This window comes from Acidobacteriota bacterium, assembly GCA_033549365.1.
Taxonomy (GTDB): domain Bacteria; phylum Acidobacteriota; class Aminicenantia; order Aminicenantales; family Saccharicenantaceae; genus JAWSUF01.
Map to the genome: position 1 here is coordinate 75,709 of JAWSUF010000004.1, position 18,611 is coordinate 94,319.

At 60.7% G+C, this 18,611-nt stretch carries 12 protein-coding genes; 8 read left to right on the plus strand and 4 right to left on the minus strand.

Features of this window, described 5'->3' with window-relative positions; all coding sequences use genetic code 11:
• Positions 1 to 4: 4 nt before the first annotated feature.
• The 6 genes from SCM96_07735 (at position 5) to SCM96_07760 (ending at position 7,139) form a co-directional block, all read left to right on the plus strand.
• A complete protein-coding gene (locus SCM96_07735) occupies positions 5 to 1,072 on the plus strand; it encodes a glycosyltransferase family 4 protein (GenBank protein ID MDW7760513.1) in 1,068 nt (355 codons plus the stop codon).
• On the plus strand, positions 1,069 to 2,133 hold the full coding sequence (locus SCM96_07740; GenBank protein MDW7760514.1) for a glycosyltransferase family 4 protein: 1,065 nt from the start codon (positions 1,069 to 1,071) through the stop codon (positions 2,131 to 2,133). The genes SCM96_07735 and SCM96_07740 overlap by 4 nt, the downstream gene beginning before the upstream one ends.
• 3 nt (positions 2,134 to 2,136) lie before the next feature.
• Positions 2,137 to 3,318, plus strand: a complete 1,182-nt coding sequence (locus SCM96_07745; GenBank protein ID MDW7760515.1) for a glycosyltransferase family 4 protein — start codon at positions 2,137 to 2,139, stop codon at positions 3,316 to 3,318.
• Between the two features lie 79 nt (positions 3,319 to 3,397).
• Positions 3,398 to 4,213, plus strand: a complete 816-nt coding sequence (locus tag SCM96_07750; GenBank protein MDW7760516.1) for a GTPase domain-containing protein — start codon at positions 3,398 to 3,400, stop codon at positions 4,211 to 4,213.
• A gap of 59 nt (positions 4,214 to 4,272) precedes the next feature.
• Positions 4,273 to 5,793: a YifB family Mg chelatase-like AAA ATPase gene (locus tag SCM96_07755; protein MDW7760517.1), complete on the plus strand. Its 1,521-nt coding sequence runs from the start codon at positions 4,273 to 4,275 to the stop codon at positions 5,791 to 5,793.
• A gap of 44 nt (positions 5,794 to 5,837) precedes the next feature.
• Positions 5,838 to 7,139: a M20/M25/M40 family metallo-hydrolase gene (locus SCM96_07760; GenBank protein MDW7760518.1), complete on the plus strand. Its 1,302-nt coding sequence runs from the start codon at positions 5,838 to 5,840 to the stop codon at positions 7,137 to 7,139.
• A 19-nt stretch (positions 7,140 to 7,158) separates the two neighbouring features.
• On the opposite strand, the gene SCM96_07765 is transcribed toward SCM96_07760, so the two are convergent.
• The 4 genes from SCM96_07765 to SCM96_07780 all read right to left on the minus strand — a co-directional run bounded on the left by SCM96_07765 (position 7,159) and on the right by SCM96_07780 (position 13,603).
• Entirely contained in the window at positions 7,159 to 7,728 is a 570-nt protein-coding gene (locus SCM96_07765; protein MDW7760519.1) for a C-GCAxxG-C-C family protein, read from the minus strand.
• A 15-nt stretch (positions 7,729 to 7,743) separates the two neighbouring features.
• Entirely contained in the window at positions 7,744 to 9,504 is a 1,761-nt protein-coding gene (locus tag SCM96_07770) for a M14 family metallopeptidase (protein MDW7760520.1), read from the minus strand.
• Positions 9,505 to 9,525: 21 nt separating this feature from the next.
• Positions 9,526 to 12,054 carry a zinc-dependent metalloprotease gene (locus tag SCM96_07775; protein ID MDW7760521.1) on the minus strand — a complete coding sequence of 843 codons (2,529 nt, stop codon included), beginning with the start codon at positions 12,052 to 12,054 and terminating at the stop codon, positions 9,526 to 9,528.
• Positions 12,055 to 12,121: 67 nt separating this feature from the next.
• The gene (locus SCM96_07780) at positions 12,122 to 13,603 is read right to left on the minus strand and encodes an alpha-L-fucosidase (GenBank protein ID MDW7760522.1); all 1,482 of its coding nucleotides are present in this window, start codon (positions 13,601 to 13,603) and stop codon (positions 12,122 to 12,124) included.
• 240 nt (positions 13,604 to 13,843) lie between these two features.
• On the opposite strand from SCM96_07780, the gene SCM96_07785 reads away from it, so the two are divergent.
• On the plus strand, positions 13,844 to 17,212 hold the full coding sequence (locus tag SCM96_07785) for a glycosyl hydrolase family 38 (GenBank protein MDW7760523.1): 3,369 nt from the start codon (positions 13,844 to 13,846) through the stop codon (positions 17,210 to 17,212).
• Between the two features lie 69 nt (positions 17,213 to 17,281).
• Positions 17,282 to 18,595 (plus strand): type I phosphomannose isomerase catalytic subunit, encoded by a 1,314-nt coding sequence (locus SCM96_07790; protein ID MDW7760524.1) that lies wholly within the window; start codon positions 17,282 to 17,284, stop codon positions 18,593 to 18,595.
• Positions 18,596 to 18,611 lie beyond the last annotated feature (16 nt).

An 18,611-nucleotide genomic window follows, 5' to 3' on the forward strand; every position in this document is an offset into this window, starting at 1 on the left:
ATCCGTGGACATCCACCAGTTCTCGACGTCCCTGACCTACGGAGACGCCATTTCCGATGAGATCCTGGAGATCCAAAAGGCCCTCCGGTCCCTCGGCCACCGTTCCGAGATCTTCATCCGCTATTTCGACCCGAAAACGGCCGGCCTGGCCCGGGACTTCCGAACCTATCGGGAGTTGAGCTCCCCCGACAACGTGGTCATCTTCCACTTCTCCATCGGATCCCCGGTGTCGAAAATGATCTTCCGGATTCCCGACCGCAAGATCATGATCTACCACAACATCACACCCCACGGATTTTTTCTGGACTATCACCGCATCCTGACCCGGGAATGCTACAAGGGTCGCCTCGAGATCAAGACGTTTGTCGGCAAAGTCGACCTGGCCCTCGGCGACTCCGAGTTCAACCGTGAGGAACTCGAGCGGGCCGGATACGCCCCGACCGGAGTTCTGCCCATTCTGCTCGACTTTTCCCGGTTCGATATTCCCGGAGACCCCGTCGTCCTGGATATGATGTCGGAAAAGAAAACGACCTTTCTCTTCGTCGGCCGCCTGATCCCGAACAAGAGATTCGAAGACATCATCCGGACCTTCCATTTCTACAAGACGATGTTCAATCCCCGCGCCCGCCTCGTCCTGGCCGGTGATTATCGCGGCCTCGAGCGCTATCACGCGGCCCTGCGCGACCTCGTCGAACGGCTGGCGCTTTCGGACGTGCACTTTACGGGACATGTCGAGTTTCCGGAACTCGTCGCCTATTACCGGTCGGCCGACGTCTATCTGAGCATGAGCGAGCACGAGGGGTTCGGGGTTCCCCTCCTCGAGGCCTTCCACCTGGACCTCCCCGTCGTCGCTTTCGCCGCGGGGGCCGTCGAGGAAACGATGAACGGCGGCGGCGTGCTTCTCCGGTCGAAGGACTTTGTGAAGACGGCGGCCCTTCTCGATGAAATCGTCCGGAATGCCGAACTAAGAAACACCCTCCTCAAGGGCCAGCGCGCCGCCCTGGAGAAATACCGAACGGAGAACGTTGCCCGCATTCTCATGGATCACGTCGAAAAGGTGGCCGGCCGGTGAGAATCGACCAGCTCGTTCCCGCCTTTCATCAGGGAGACGCCATCGGCGACTCGGCTCTCCATATGCGGGATGTCTTCCGTTCTCATGGCTTCGAGGCGGACATCTACTGCCTGGATCACGATAAGGAGCTGTCCGGCGAAGCCAGGCTGTTCTCATCATTCCCGCCTCCGGGGCCGAAGGACGCCATTCTTCTTCACTACGCGTTGCCGTCACCCCTCAGCCAGGCCCTGACCCGGCTGAAATCGAGGAAGATTCTCATCCATCACAACATCACGCCCTCTCATTTTTTCAGCCCCTACAGCACCGAAATGGCCCGGATCGCCCACATCGGGCGGCTGGAGCTCGCCTCCCTGATGCCGTTCATCGACCTCGGGCTGGCCGATTCCGAATACAACCGGCGGGAGCTTGTCGAACTCGGCTGCCGGCGGGCCGAGGTTCTGCCTCTTTACGTCGATTTCCGAAAATACGAAAAAACGCATTCCGTTTTTGTCCACGATCTCTACCGGGATGACAGAACGAACATTCTCTTCGTCGGCCGGATCGCGCCCAACAAGAAGATCGAGGACCTCATCCGTCTGACTTTCTATTACAAGAAATACATCTCCCCCCTGGTGCGGCTCATCGTGGTCGGCAAGACGCAGTCCCTGCCCGCCTATTTCGAAAGCTGTGTCCGGATGGCCGACGAGTTCTATCTCAAACCGGAAGAGATCGTCTTCACGGGCCATATCCCGGACGAGGAGATGTCCGCCTTCTACAGGGCCTCCGACGTCTTCCTGTCCATGAGCGAACACGAGGGCTTCTGTCTGCCGCTCATCGAGAGCATGATCTTCGACCTCCCCGTCGTCGCTTACGATTCGACGGCCGTGCCGTTCACCCTTGACGGGGCGGGAGTGCTGTTCAAGAGAAAAAAAATCGACCGGGCGGCCGAGCTCGTGGATCTTGTGGCCCGGGACCCGGAGTTGAGAGAGAAAATTCTGGCCGGGCAGCGCGCCCGCCTGGAGCGGTTCCGGACGGCCGACAGGGAATCCGTTCTTCTCAATTTTGTCGCGGAAGGAGCCTGACCGGTGGGCGCCCGGGTGGCCTTCGTCGTCCAGCGCTACGGCGCCGAAGTCATGGGAGGGTCGGAACTCCACTGCCGCATCGTCGCCGAACGACTGGTCCGGGCCGGACACGCGTGCACGGTCTACACGACCGCGGCCAAAGACTATATCACCTGGAGAAACGAATATCTCGCCGGTGAAACCGTTCTTGACGGCGTGAAAATCAAGAGATATTTGACGGACAAGGAACGGGACATCGCCTCCTTCAACGCTTATTCCGACTGGATCTTTTTCAATCCCCATACGGACGCCGACGAGAGGGAATGGATGGAGAGGCAGGGTCCGTGCTCGCCCCGGTTGATCGAGGCCATCGGCCGGGAAGAGAAGGACCACGATCTCTTCATCTTTTTCACCTACCTCTACTACAACACCTATTGGGGTTTGCGGGCCGTTTCGGGAAGCCCGGCCCTGGTTCCGACCGCCCACGAGGAACCCGCCCTCGGCCTGGAGATGATGAAAGAGGTTTTCGCCCGCCCCGCGGCCTTCATGTTCAACACCGAGCCGGAGAGAGACATGCTGGCCCGGCGTTTTTCCTTCGAGGGCAAGTACCAGGATATCGTCGGAGTGGGCGTGGACATTCCCGAAAATCCCGATGTCCGGGGTTTTCGAGAGAGGCACGGCCTGCAGGGGCCGTTTATTCTCTACGCCGGGCGCATCGAGGCCGGAAAAGGCTGCGCCGAGCTCCTGGAGTATTTCCAGGCCTACAGCCGGGAAAATCCGGACATGACTCTGGTCCTGATCGGAAACCTCCTCATGGAGCTTCCCTCTCATCCCAGGATCCGCTACCTGGGTTTCGTCTCCAGCGAGGAAAAAACCGCGGCGATGGCCGCGGCCTTGGCCACGATCCATCCGTCCCATCTTGAAAGTCTCTGTATGGCCGCGATCGAATCCCTGGCCGTCCGGACACCGATTCTGGTCCAGGAGACGACCCCGCCGCTCATGCAGCACTGCCTCAAGGGCCGAGCCGGCCTGGCCTATGGGAATGCGGGCGAGTTCGCCGTCGCGCTCGACCTTCTGGCGGGAGATACCCGTCTTCGGGAGGTTCTCGGTCGAAACGGCCGGGCTTATGTCGAGGAACATTACACCTGGCCGAAGATCGTCGGCAAATACGAAACCCTGATCCGCCGGCTGTCCGGATTCTCCTGATGCGGAGCCCTGCGCGTGTTTGACTTCGCCGGGGGAGTGTGTTAATAATGGCGCTTGAAGGTAGGGGTTAGGCAATTCAATGGCATATGTGAATGACGCCACCGGCAGCTTGGCCGTCAAGATCGTTTATTACGGTCCGGGACTGAGCGGCAAAACGACCAACCTCCGTTACATCTATTTTAAACTCGATCCCGTTTACCGCGGCGAACTCATCTGTTTCGAAACGGAGAGCGACCGGACCTATTTCTTCGACCTCCTGCCCATCAAGGCCGGACTGGTCGGCCGGTACAAAGTCCACTTCCACCTGATGACCGTCCCCGGCCAGGTGTTTTATGAAGCCTCGAGAAAAAGCGTTCTCAAAGGCGCCGACGGCATCATCTTCGTCGCCGACTCCCAGAGTTCCCTCTTCGACGCCAACCTGGAGAACTTCGACGGCCTCCGGCGCAACTGTCTGGAACAGGGCATCGATCTCAACGACATCCCCATGGTCTTCCAATACAACAAGCGGGACCTTCCCGGTCTGATTCCCGTGGAAACCCTGAACAACCTTCTCAATCCCCGCAGGCAGCCGTTTTTTGAGGCCTCCGCCCTGAACGGTGTCGGGGTTTTCGAGTCGCTCAAGGCCATCGCCCGTGCCTCCCTGCCTCTCATTCGGGAACGCACTCTCGAAGGCGAACAGGATGCAATAACGAAAAAGGACGCCGACACCGGTCTTCTCGATCCGGAACCGTCCGAGGACAGGAAGCCGGCCAAAAAGAAAGGTGAGGATATCGAGTTCGTACCACCCAAGAAAGCCCGGCCTTTCGATCTCAAGAAAATCAAAATCAAGTCCCAGAAGCAGATCGAAGACGAGCTGGATAAACTCTCCCAAGAGTTCACCACCCGGAAAAAATAATCCGATTTTCGCGCCGCCGTGACGAACGAGGCGTCCTTCCGCCGTCTTTTCTATGGACCATGTTATTCCGTGTGGACAGCGCTTCTCTCCTGGGCATTGAAGCCTACCCCGTCGAGGTCGAAGTCGATATCGCTCTCGGCTTCCCCGGATTTGTCACGGTCGGGCTGCCCGACGCCGCGGTCCGCGAGAGCAAGGAGCGCGTCCGGGCGGCTCTCAAAAACTGCGGCTTTGATCTTCCCCCGCGCAAGGTGACGATCAACCTGGCCCCGGCCGATCGGCGGAAGGAGGGCTCGGCCTTCGATCTGCCCATCGCCCTCGGCTTCCTGGCCGATCTCGGCGTCGTCCCTGACGGGTCGCAGTCCGGACGCATCTTTATGGGCGAGCTGGCCATGGACGGCCGTCTCAAACCCGTTAAGGGCGTCCTGTCGGTGGCTCTGATGGCCCGGAAAAGGGGATACAGAGGGCTTGTCGTTCCGAAGAGCAATGAAAGGGAGGCGGCCCTCGTCCCGAAGATCGAAGTCTTCGGGCTCGAAACCCTGGGCCGGGTCGTGGCGCTTCTGAACGGAAGGGAGGACGTCCCGCCCTGTGATCTGAGTTTCGAAGAGCTGGCCGAGCCGCCCTGCTACGATGCCGATTTCCGGGATGTCCGGGGCCAGCATCACGTCAGACGGGCCATGGAACTGGCGGCGGCCGGGGGCCACAACATCCTGATGATCGGGCCGCCGGGAGCCGGAAAGACCATGCTGGCCCGCCGCCTGCCGGGGATTCTCCCGCCCATGACCTTCGAGGAGACGATCGAAGTCACTCAAGTCTACAGCGCCGCGGGTCTCCTTCCGAACGCGGGGGCCATGAGCGTGCGTCCGTTCCGGGCGCCGCACCACACCGTCTCGCATGCCGGGCTCGTCGGCGGAGGCTCCGTGCCCCGGCCCGGGGAGATCAGCCTGGCCCACAACGGGATTCTCTTTCTTGACGAGATGCCGGAGTTCCGAAGAGGCGTTCTGGAGGACCTGAGGCAGCCTCTTGAGGACGGGCGGGTGTCGATCTGCCGTTCGGGGATGTCCGTCCTCTTTCCCTCGGCCTTCATGCTGGTCGCGGCCATGAACCCCTGTGAGGATGTCTTCCAGGACGGCGGGGGCGGAGAGGCCGACTGCACGGAGGCCCAGAGAAGGAAATACTATGCCCGCATCTCGCGGCCGCTTCTCGACAGGATCGACATCCAGGTCGAGGTGCCGCAGGTGAAGTACCGGGAGATTGTTTCGCGTCATGAACCGGAATCTTCGGAGAGAATCCGGGAGCGTGTCTGCCGGACCCGGGAGGTTCAGCTCCGGCGGTTTGCGGGGAAGGGGATTTTCGCGAACGCGCGGATGGGAACACGGGATGTCCGGACATTCTGCGCCGTCGACAGGGAAGGGGAGAAGCTGCTTGAGGCCGCGGTTACGCAGATGGGCTTCAGTGCCCGGGCCTACGACCGCATCCTGAAGGTCGCCCGGACGATCGCCGACCTGGAGGGCGCGGAGAACATCGCGGCCGCTCATATCTCGGAGGCCATTCAATACCGGATGATGGACAGACGCGGATGAAATCCATATGTCGATCGAAGCCAAACTCAGTTATACTCATAGACATGAAAATCAATGAAGTGTTGTATTTGATTCTTGCCGTCTTGATCATCGCGAACGGACTGGGCGCCGAATCGCCCGCCCGCCGGTCGCTGGCCGACGCGCTCGAGGATCCCCGGGTTCAGGCCGCCCTGAGCCGTCTTGACGGGAATGCCGGAAAAATGGCGGCCGATCTGGCTGAAATCGGCGCCATTCCCTCGCCCTCGGGAAGCGAGCATGAGCGGGCTGCGGCCGTTGCCGCGATGATGAGAGAAATCGGCCTTTCCGATGTCCGGGTCGACGAAATCCCGAATGCCGTCGGCCGAATTCCCGGCCGGTCCGGCCGGACTCTGGTCTTCATCTCCACGCTCGACGATCTGGAAACGGTGGCCGAACATCAGCGCCGGGCCGGCGGGCCGCCGCGCGTGGAGGACGACCGGGTCATCGGTCCGGGCGTCAACACATCGTCCATCACCATCTCCATGCTTGCGGCGGCCGAGGCTTTCGTCAAGTCCGGCATCGAGCCGGAGCATGACCTGATTTTCGCGGCCGTCGCCCAGGAAGAGACCGGCCTGATGGGCATGAGAAAGATCTACGCCGATACCCGGGACGGCGCTCTCGGATTCATCGATATTCTCGGCGACGGCCGATCGATCTCCTACGGGGCCATCGGCATCCATTGGTGGAAAGTCGCGGCCTCGGGACCGCCGGGGCACTCGCTGGGCGGAGGATTACCCAACGTCAACCAGGGGATCGGACGGGCGGTCGATCGGATCCTGTCGCTTCCCCATCCGGCCCGCGAGACGGCTTTGCGAACGGTGGTCAATGTGGGCATTCTGCGAAGCGGGGCGGTTTTCAACCACAAACCGGAAAACGGCTGGTTCTCGCTCGACATCCGTTCCCTGGACATGGGCGTGATCGCGGCCGTCGAAGAGACGGTGCGGGCCGTCCTCGACGAGGTCTCTGCGGAAACCGGGATTGCTTTTCAAATGGAGCCTTTTCAGCTGACCCCGGGCGGCCAGATTCCGGACGCCGTCAACTCACCGCTTGTTGAGACCGCGGTTGACGTCTCACGGCATCTGGGATACGAGCCCCGGCTCGGCAACGCCGGTTCCTCGAACATGAATATCGCGATCGGCGGCGGCACGCCGGCCATCGGACTCGGCGGATCGCGGGGAGGACAACGGGGATTTCCGGACGAGTGGGCCGATATCCCGGCCATGGTCCGCTCGGCGAAACACGTCTTCCTTCTCGCCGCCGCTCTGGGCGGCGCCGCGAATCCCGGCCTTCCGAATGCCCGTTTTTCGTCGGGACGGCCGTCCCGATAGAATCGGGCTCAGTCCGGACTCAGGCGAAGCGGGTCAGAAGTTCCTCAAGCTCGGCCGCGACGCGCGGACCCATCGGGCGGCATTTTGCCCGGTCTTCTTCCTTGATGACGATGCACTCGCAGCGCAGGGGATATTCGCTTTTCCACCACTCCCAGAATTCCTTGGCGACGGCGGAACAGAGTTTCTTGGCCTCGCGGCGTTCCAGGGGCATTTTCCCGTCCGCCATTCCGACGGCCATTATGCCTCCGGTCAAAAATCCGCAGAGGTCTTTCTGGCCCAAGCCGCCTCCATACGCCGCGGAGGCCCAGACCGTCTTTTCGTCGAGTTCCAGGCGACGCAGCGCGACGAGGAGCATGGCCTCGGCGCAGGAATAGCCGTGCCCGAAATAGCCGTCGATCTCCGAGGCCATGACCGACTTTTTCAGGCGTTCCCACTCCTCGGGGGAAAACAGTTCGGTGATGGGGATTTTCGGCTTGTCCTGCCCGGCGACGAGGGTTTGCGAAAAGACGGCGGGCGCCGCCGCCAGGCCGGATAACGTCCAAAGAAAATCCCGCCTTGAAAAATCCTTGATCTTTTTGTTGTTCATCATGATTGACTCCATCCCTTAACGTGTTGACTTGGACATCAAGGACACCTTTCGGGTGTCTGTTCCGCCTTTTTCGGAAACGGACCGGATGACGACTTCGGCCGGTTTTTTCCCCGTCGCCCGGACCATCCATTCCACCGTGACGGGTTCGGACCGGTTTCCGGGAAGGTGGCCGAGGTCGATCGCCTCGCTTCCCGCCGCAAGTTCAGCGCCGTTCAGGGCGATCACGGCTTTCACGGTTTTGGCCGTGCCGTTGTTGACGGCCTGTTGCGTGACGTTGGAGGGAAGGAAACCCTGGTTCTGGATGGACGCGGAGACCTTAAAATAGCCGGCCTCTCCCGGGGCGACCTTGACGTCCGTGATCCGGACGAACGGCGACATGGCGATCAGATAGAGATTCCATTGGGTATGTTTTTCCAGAAGGTCGAAATAGAACGGATGAGGGAGGGTCATCAGGTTGGTGTATCTTTGGTATTCCGTGTCCCAGAGCTTGCTGATGAATCCCCCGATTTCGATCCGGCCCAGCTGAGGGTGGTCGTAAGGCTCCCAATCCACGAAGATCCGGCCGTCCATCTCGGTGTCGTTCCAGCGCAGTCTCTCGAGATCCGTCACCCGGCCGTCTTCGTCATCGTCACAGAAGTGATGAAGGGATCCCATTTCCGGCACCCAGCTGATCACGCCGAAGTGATAGTAGGCCCAATCCATCATCACACCCCAGATGGCGCCGTGGCGCGGCGGACCGCCCCGTCCGAAAACCTTGCGGACCGGCTGCTTGTTGATGAGTTCGCTGTACTTGTTTCCGAACATCTGGTAGACGGCCTCGTCTTCGGGAGGGAAGAATTCCTCTTCACCTGTTACGGGATTGAAGATGCGGTTGCTCGGCGGCCGGTAAAGGAAGTTTCCGGCCATGTGGTGGTTGACGACGCCCGTGATATTGGGGTGGGCGAGCAGGAAATCGGCCACGGCCCGGGTTTCCGGTTCGGAGAGGGGATAGAGTCCGCCCCGCGGCTGAAGATAGTCCTGCTGCCATTGGGCCGGCCAGTTGCGGTTGATGTCCAGTCCGCCGACGCCGTCCTCGTTGAAGCGGCCGTCGCTGTCGTTGTCGATGCCTTCGCTGTAGACTCTCCACTCGCCTTTTTCATCCTCTTTGGCCCGCACCAGAAGGCGCGGATCATCGGGCGAGGTCTTCCAGGGCCCGGTCTCGTCTCTCACCCGCATCTGGGTGATGTGACCGTCTCCGTTCAGATCCTCGGGCGGATCTTCATCGAAGAGTCCGTCGCCGTCGTCGTCATAGGGACGGACGCTGCTCCGCATGCCGTCGGGCCTGGTGAGATAATGATCGGAGCCGTCCGGGTTGAGCTTGGGCATGATATAAGTGGTGCGGGTGTTCACGATATGGGTGATTGCGGGATCTTTTCCGTACTGCCTGACCATGGTGTCGATCTGCTTGAGACAGACCTCTGCGCCCATGACTTCGGAGGCGTGCAGATTGCCGTCGATCCAGAAACCGGGTTTCTCGGCCGGCTTTCCGTTTTTTTGATGGGTGATTTCCAGGACGAGAAGATCTTTCCCCAGATAGCTCTTGCCGATCGTGTGGAGCCGCGCGATGTGGGGATAGGTTTTCACGACCCATTTCAAGTAGGCGACGACCTCGTCGTTGAGATGATTGCGATGGAAATTGAGCTCGCCTGTCTCCGGTGGCGAATCGGCTCCGGCGGCGGCCGGGATTGAAACCAGCAAAGCCAGGATCACCGCGATAAGTTTGACTTGGGTTGACATCCTTTTCCTCCTTGTCGTCCGTCAATTCCGTCCGGGATTTTCGTGTTCAAGATACTCGCGTATCCAGGTATCCCACGGCGAAAGCCATCTCAGCCCCGGGTCTCCGATCGGGGCGCCGGGCGGCGCCGCAGGGAAGGCCGGCATCCGGAACGATTCCGCGGGCCTTTCAAGAAAACGTGTGATGTCAGCACTCACAAGCCTGAAGTGCGCCGTGTCGTCATCCGTGCCGTCTTTGCGTTTGAGACGGTCGCGCAGCCTCTCCAGCCGGTGTGAGACGATCGCGCGGACCTGGGGCAGAGACGCCGTTGCGGCCAGAACCATCAGTCGATCGGCGATCACCCGTCCGGTTCCCCGGGCGATCTCCGCTTCATAGGCGTTTGAAGAACGGGTGTCGAAACCAACTTCGATCAGACGGTCGACGGCCTCGCCGAGTCCCGGGAGGTTGGGGTCGAGAGCTTTCTGGGAGACGAGCCGGGCCGCCCTCTCCGGATGAAGAATCATCGATACGGTCAGATCGGCGCTCACCAGGGCCGGCGCGAGAGGATCGAAAACCAGGCCGGTCGTCCGCGGGAAAAGCTCGCGATGACGTCCGAAACCGCTCGGCCGAGGCGGCAGCTTCTCGAGGATCGATGCGGGAAGAGCCAGTTCCGAGGGCCGGAGCGTGCCGAGGACGGCCTCGAGCGCCGCGTGCTGCCGGCCGGCCGAAACGGGCGTCTTCATCGGATCGCGGCCGTCACCCCGGATGGCATAGACATACTCGAGTCCTCCGAGCGCGGAGATGGCCGCTTCGGTCTGATAGCGATGGTGAAGGTAGAGCGGGACAAGCGCCTCTTCGATGAGCGCCAGCGGCCGACCGCGCCGTACGGCGTTTTCGCCGAAACGATCGAGCGCCGCCCGGCGGACCTTCATCATTCGAACGAGTCCTTCGGCCGCATCGACGCCGTTCGCCCAGGCGTCGACGCGGGGGTGAAGATCGACATCCTGGTTGCTCAGGTAAATCAAGTCGCGCTCCCGGGCCTGATCGATGAGATCGTCGAGCGCCTTGTCCTCGTCGACTCCGGGAGGAAAGTGCCGGTAACCCCAGGCGACGGCGACTTTGTCCCACTCGCCGATGCCCTCGGAATAGGCGTCGGAGAGGTCGATCGTGCCGTCGTCGCGAAGTGTCACAAGCGGATGCGGATATTCCATCACCGAAATGCGGCCGCGTGTGCTTTCGTAATAGTTGTGGCCGAAGCCGATGGCGTGTCCGACTTCATGGGCCGAGAGCTGGCGCAGTCGCGCCAGGGCCATGGCCTCGAGTTCGGGCGGAGTTTCATCGCCTGTTATGTAGGGCGAAAGCAGCCCCTCGGCCATCAGGTAGGTCTGGCGGACGCGGAGCGAACAGATCGTGACATGTCCTTTGATGATTTCTCCGGTCCGGGGGTCGGTGACGCCTCCGCCGTAGCTCCAGCCGCGCGTCGAACGATGGACCCACTGAATCATGTTGTATCGGACGTCGAGACTGTCGGCGTCCTCGGGCAACAGTTCCACCCGGAATGCGTTGCGGAAACCCGCCGCCTCGAAGGCCTGGTTCCACCAGGCCGCGCCTTCAATGAGGGCCGTTCGCATCGGTTCGGGAGCGCCGCGGTCCACGTAATAAATGATCGGCTTTACGGGATCGCTGATGTCCGCGGCCGGATCCTTCTTTTCGAGCCGGTGCCGGCGGATGAAGGACTGCGTGATCGGTTCGCCGAGCGGAACGGAGGCGTCCTCATAGCTTATGGCGCCGAAGCCGGACCGGGGGTCAAAGCGGCGCGGTTTGAAGCCGTCGTCGGGAAGCTCCACGAGCGAGTGGCGCTGCCGCACCGTCACCGCATCCGCCGATGGGGCCACGTAACCGAGGGCTCCCTTCTCGAAGCCTCCGCCGGCGCCGGTTGTGACGCCGTCGGCGACGAAGGTGAGCGTGACCTCCATCTCGGTGTTTTTCGGAAAGACCTTCGTCCGCGGCATGTCCACGGCGCTTCGCGACCGGTCGAGCCGGAAGACGGCCGGGCGAAGCCGATGGACGACACCGTGGGCGTCGCGAAGGAGGAAGTCGGTGGCATCCACCAGGACGCGCTCCCGGGTTTCGGCCGCGACACGGAATCCCCAAAGAATGGACGTCGCGAAGGAATCCTCCACGGCGCGCCGCGCATCCGCGTCGCCGTGGGCCGCCCGGAACCGCGTGTTCGGTTGAACCATCAGAATTTGGGGTCCCACGCGCCGGAACTTGACGAGCCGTGTTCCTCCGAGCTGTCCCCGGTCCAGGCCGATGTCGTTCGATCCGACTCCCGCGGACAGGGCGCTGATATAGAGAAGCTCGGTCTCAAGCTTCGGGATCTCAAGCCACAGTATGCCGGCCGTTTCATCCCAGTAGAGCGGGAAAAAACCGTCCCGTTTCACCATGCCGGCCGTCTTTTCCTCGATTTTGGGTACGGCCCATGCCGCGGTCGGCAATGACACTGCCGATATCACGGCAAAAACGGAAATGAGGATCAGTCCTCGGCTGAGTAAGGGGCGAGTTATGGCCACGGAAACCTCCTGACGGAATCGATTCGGATCGGACGTGACGAAGGATAAACCATCGCTTAAAAAGATGTCAACGAATAGTGAACTTGAACACCCAGGCCTCCCGGCAGGGCGGGGATTTCCTCACGGCCTCGGGGATTCGGATTCTGAAGCCGCGGCCGGTTTTTTCCCATGTCAGGGTTCCCGCGGCGCCGAGCAGGGTCACATCGGCATCCGGAACGGGGAAGAGGCCTTCGATCTCGACTTCCGCGGGTGGTTGCGTCTCGTTATCGCCGGCCATATAGACGGCGTAAACCGTGTTCGTGTCTTTTTTGCGGGTGAAGCCGAGCGGGCCGGATTTATAGGGCGGATGGGCTCGCGTGCCGTAAATGGCCTCGCCGTTCACATCCAGCCATGTCCCCACGGCTTCGAGAAGAGTGTAGGCGCCTTCAGGCCACTTTCCGTCGGGACCGGGGGCGATATTGAGCAGAAGGTTTCCGCCTTTGGCCGCGATATCGACAAGCATATGAATAGCCTTGCGCGGCGTCATGAATTCGGCGCCGGGCACCCAGGACCATCCGCCGCCTGCGATGATGCAGGACTCCCACGGATAGGGCAGCATCCGGTCCGGCACGGTGTTTTCGGGCGTCAGGTAGTTCTGGTTGGGACCCCGGACCGCCCGGTCGACGACGATGAGTCCGGGCTGCTTTTCCCGCGCCCGGGCGGCCAGCTCGTCCATCCGGATATCCTGGTTGATGATCCGATTCTTGATGAACCCCGAAGGCGCGTCCGCGTGCCGTCGTTCATAACCGGCCGCGATCTGTTCCGGCGTTTTTTTGCTCACCCATCCGCCGTCGAGCCAGAGAATGTCCACGCGGCCGTAGTCCGTCATCAGCTCGAGAATCTGATTGTGGGTGAACTCCACGAATTTCTCCCACTTTTCAGGATAGAGTTCCGGATCGTAATTCACATTCCGGTCGAGCGGGGGGAAATAGGGATCCCAGTAATGTTCCGAATGCCAGTCGGGTTTGGAGAAATAGGCTCCGGCCCACAGCCCCTCGGCCCGGAACGCATCGAATATCGCCCGGGTGACATCGGCTTTCGGGTGAACATGAAAGGGACATTCGGGGTCCGTGATCTTGTAGTCGGTGTGCTTTGAATCGAACATGCAGAACCCGTCATGGTGCTTGGTCGTGAAGACGACGTATTTCATTCCGGCGCGCCGGGCGGCCTCGGCCCATCTTTCGGGCTCGAAGCCCACGGGATTGAAGGACAGCTTCAGGTTTTCGTATTCTTTCTTGTAGGTGAAGTAATCTTCGGGGCGGCTCCCCTTGCGTCGTTCGCACCAGCCGTAATCCTCCGGGCAGATCGACCACGATTCGACGATGCCCCATTGGCTGTAGGGGCCCCAATGCATCAGCAGTCCGAATTTCAGGTCCTGCCACGCCTCGAGTTTTTCAAGCACCAGGGGATCCGTGGGGCGGACATATCCCGAGGTTTCGTCTTCGGAAAGGACCGCCGCACTCATGACGATCGCCGGGAGAAGAAATAAAAGCCCGATTTTTTTTGACATGGAAGGCACCTCGCGCCGATCATTCCGGGTTCAGTATAAGACAATTCCGGATGCATCGACAATCTTTGCCCTTAACGGGCGGCGCATTCGCCCTCCGGATTGACTGAATGGGAGATTTGACGGCGTTCCCGCTGCGTGAATTGACTTTCCCACGGCGGAAAACTATTCTGGCTTCATGCGCTCCCGCAGAAAAACCGCAGTTCGACCTCTTCAGGGGCGGCGGATGAGAGGGAAGACATCATGAGAATATCCATAGGGTTTTTCATTCTGGCGGCCCTTGCGGCCGGTTTGTTCGCCGAGCCGCCTCTCGGCGGGAACACGACGCTGGTCAACGGTTTTGCCGAGAAAGTCTCGGGACAGGATTTCATCTACCATTCTTCCATCCCCATGGCCCGGGAGAGCCTGCTCATCCGGGCGACCGACGGGAACTCGGTCATGGAATGGACAACCGCGCCGGCGCCCGATCGCCTCCCCACCGAATACGTCTCTTTTGTCTGGCTGGCCGGAATCGGTTCTTCACCGGGGAGAGCCGGTTTCGATCTGGCCGTTGACGGGGTTCACACCTTCACCTTTTGGACGGATGGCGGAGAGGAGTGGGAACTCGTCTCCGGGGACGGTGCGATTCTCCGGTTTCGGCAGAACATGGTCGACCAGCACGGCGACCGGTTCGGATTCATGTTCCTGACGATCCCGGCCGAAAGGGTCAAGGCCGGCGCGCCTCTTTCCATCAAGGCGACCGGCGGAAACTTCGGAAAATCCTCCTGGTATATGACATTCATGTTTCCCCTGGAAAGCGGGCTGAGCTTCAGGGCTCTTCCGGCTCTTGTTGAAAGCCCGGGACAAACCCATCAGGTCGGAATCGCCGGGATTCTCCATTTCGGGGGACCGGACACGGCCAGGATCTCGATCGGAGGGAATCCGGTCAAGGAAATCGCCGTGAATTTCGGATACACCCACGCCAGAGTTCAGTGGCCCGCCGTCGATGAGAAGACCCGGCTGCCGTATCGGCTGGACCTCGCCGGACAAACATGGGAAGGGAATCTCGAAATCCGCCCCGTCCGGCGCTGGCGCGTCAACTTCGTCCAGCACACGCATACCGACATCGGTTATACCCGGCCCCAGACGGAGATCCTGTCGGAGCATCTGCGGTTCATCGACTATGCTCTGGACTATTGCGACCTGACCGACGATCTTCCGGACGAGGCGAAATTCCGGTGGACATGCGAGGCCTCCTGGGCGGTGGACGAATACCTGAGAAGCCGCCCCTCCTCCCAGGTCGAACGCCTGTTGAAAAGGGTGGGCGAGGGCCGGATCGAAATCACCGGCATGTTTTTCAATTTCGATGAGCTGCCCGACGAACAGACTCTGGCCGCCTCACTTCGGCCCCTGAGCAGGTTCCGGGATCTCGGTCTGGATGTCAAAACCGCCATGCAGAACGACGTCAACGGCATCGCCTGGTGTCTCAATGACACTTTCCATGATCTGGGCGTAAAATACCTGAACATGGGCACGCACGGCCACCGGGCGCTCATCTGTTTCGACAAACCGACCCTGTTCTGGTGGGAGTCGCCGTCGGGAAAACGCATGCTGGCCTATCGCGCCGAACATTACATGACCGGCAACACGGTTTTCAAAATCCATGCCGGCGATTTCCGGGTGTTCGAGGAGGAACTCCTGGCCTACCTGGCCGGACTCGAAAACAAGGGCTATGAGTATGACGTCATCTCCATTCAACATTCGGGTTACCTCACGGACAACGCTCCGCCGTCGACATTCGCGAGCGACATGATCCGGCGGTGGAACGACACCTACTCCTGGCCGAAACTGAAAACGGCTTCGGCGACCGAGTTCTTCGAAGAAATGGAAGCCCGCCACGGCGATTCTTTCCCGGTCATCCGGGGCGCCTGGCCCGACTGGTGGACGGATGGTTTCGGGGCCTCCGCAAGGGAGGTTGCCGCAACCCGAACCGCCCAAAGCGACCTCATCGCGCATACGGCCGGCCTGACCATGGCCGCGCTGCAGGGCGCCGCCATGCCGGAAAAATTCGCCGACCGCATCGGGGCCGCCAACGAAGCTCTCCTTTTTTACACCGAACACACCGTCGGATACCACGGAAGCGTCCGGCAGCCTTTTCACAAAAACACGATGGAGCAGCGGGCCCTCAAGGAGTCCTATGCCTGGGAGGCAAGCCGCCGGGCCAAGATGTTGGGCGAGGAAGCTTTGGGGCTGCTTCAAAGCTATCATGCGCGCGAAGAAGCCCCCTCGCTTGTTGTCTATAACACCCTGAACTGGCGGCGAAGCGGGCTTGTCAAAATGTATATCGATCATCAACTCCTGCCGCGGGATGTCCCGTTTGCGATCGTCGATCAAACCGGAAAACCGGTCCTGGCTCAACCTCTGGAGCGTCATTCCGACGGAACATATTGGGCTGTCCGGGCGGATGATATCCCCGCCTTCGGCTTCAAGAAATATGTCATCAAGACGGGTTCGGATGCCCCGGCACAAGGGCCGCCGCAGCGGGCGCCGGACGGACACGTTCTCGAAAACCGCTGGTATCGCATCGTCGTCGATCCCGACAGAGGCGCGATTTCCGGGATCACGGACAAGGATTTGAACCTGGACATTGTGGATGAAAAAGCCGCCTGGAAGTTCGGCGAGTTCATCTATGAGCGCCTGGACAATCGGGCCCAGATGGAAGCCTTCAAACTTGACAATTATACCCGGGAACCGCTCGACAGGGTCCGCTTTGACGCCTGGGAACCGGGGGACGTCTGGGATACGGTGCGTTTCAAGGGCGACACGCGTGCGGCCGAACGAGACGGCGCCTATGTCTTCGAAGTCCGGTTGTTCCACGCCGAAAAGAGGATCGATCTGGCCTATGCCATCGAGAAAAAAATGGTCGTCGATCCCGAAGGGATCTATCTCGCGTTTCCTTTTTTCCTGGAGAACGGCGTCCTGGCCTTCGATGTCCCCGGCGGAGAAATCCGGGCCGGTATCGACCAGATTCCCGGCTCGGCCAATGATTGGAACACCGTTCAGAACTATACCCGGCTTTATAACGAAGACGCCCAGATTCTGATCGGTTCCCGGGAGATCCCGTTGATGCAGTTCGGCGGAATCAATACGGGGCGTTATCAGGCCGGTGCGGTCCCCGAAACCACCCATATCTACGGTTGGCCCATGAACAATTACTGGGTCACCAATTTCAATCCCGAGCAGCATGGTGGGATTGAGTGGACTTATACGATTTCGAGCCGGACCGGCCGCGAGGGGTCCGAAGCCGTCCGCTTCGGCTGGGGAAACCGCACGCCGTTTCTCTGCCGCGTTCTCCCCGGCGGCGGGTTGGGCGATGAGGTCTGGGAAGAGTCTTTCATCACCGGCTGGCCGGATGACATTCTTCTTGTCTCCGCCGTCCCGGATCCGGACGGTCGATCGGCGGTGTTTCACGTCCGGGACACCGGAGGGCGAAAGAGCGTCTTCCGGCTCCAAAACGGCCTGACCGGTTCGCCGCTGGTCTGCATCCAGATCGATGCCGTCGGCCGTCCCGTCGAAAACGGCGGTCCGGACCTTCACCCCTACGAATCCAAATTTTTCAGGATTGCGTTTTAACCTGGATTATTAACGAGAGGTTCGTTGCCTTGACGATGGAGGGCGATCACGCCATAATGCGCTAAAGCCATGGCGAAGATCGACAGAGAGCCTCGCGCCCTGAAGCGATTCAGGGAATCTCCCCGGCCCTTCCGGGTCGAGCCCCGTATCCAAGCCTACGCCTGGGGCAGCCCCTCGGCGGAATCCCGGATCCTGCGTTTTCTGAGCCGCGATCCGTCCGAACCCGGACTGCCGGAAAGAATCGCCGAGCTGTGGTTCGGCGCGCATCCGAAAAACCCCGGCCGCGTTTGTCTGGGCCGGGCTTCCATAGATCTCCGCGCTTTTGCCGAGGTCGCGGGAGAATGCCTGCTCGGTCCGGGCCGGGCCGGTCTGGGCCAGCTTTTTAAGATCCTTGATGCCCGAGAGCCCCTTTCTCTTCAACTTCATGCGCGCGCCAAACCGGATTCCAAGAACGAATGCTGGATCGTTCCAATCGACATCCCCCGGCTTGAAGCCGGGATGGGAGATGCCACGATCGCAGACATCACCCTGGGCTTCCGGCTCATCGAGGAGATCGATGAAGAATCCCTTCCCATGTTCAAGGCCGCCTATAAGGCGCAGCCCACCGCTGCGGCCGCAGAGGCCTTCCATGTTCAGAGATACCGCCAAGCCCTGAATCGCGGACAAACGGATCCCGCCGGCACAGAGATTATGGCCTTTCATAACAGGATCGAGGTCCGCCGGCAAAACGGGGAGGCGGAGATCCTCATCAACGGAAAAAAAATGTCTTCTGAAGAGAAAGGCCGGCTCGGTCTTCCCCAAAACCCGCTGGTCGTCAATATTCCCGGCGGCACTCCGCATGCCCTTTCCGGCGGCGTGATTTTCGAGCTCCAGGAGACGGGGGACAGGACTCTGCGTCTCTATGACCGGGGCCGGAACGATCCCGCCCGGCCGCTTCATGTCGAAGAGGCCGTGTCCGTACTGGATTTCACGCCGAGGGCGGCTGCGGATTATCTGGTTGCGCCCATCGCCGTCGGCCCGTGGACGACGAACCTGATTCGAACGCCGCACTTCGCCATGGATTTGGTGAATATGCCCCGCTGTGCGGATGTGGAAGGAAGGCGGGAGGAAGTCGGGATGTCCGGAAGCTGCCAAATGCTGATTGTGGCCGAAGGCGCGGGCCGGTTGATTTTCCGGCCGCGCGGCGCAAAAAGGAACCGCGCCCTCGAGATTCGAAAAGCCGAGACACTTATCGTTCCCGCCGCCCTTGGAGGCTATCGGATTGAGGGCGGCTCATCCGGCCTGGCTGTTTTCAAAGCCTATGAACCCTCCCCGGAAGAAATCACGGCGGCCCGCGAGTGCCGCGGCCTACGGCATTTCTGGGATGAGGAAGGATTTTTCTGATATCCATTTGAGGAGA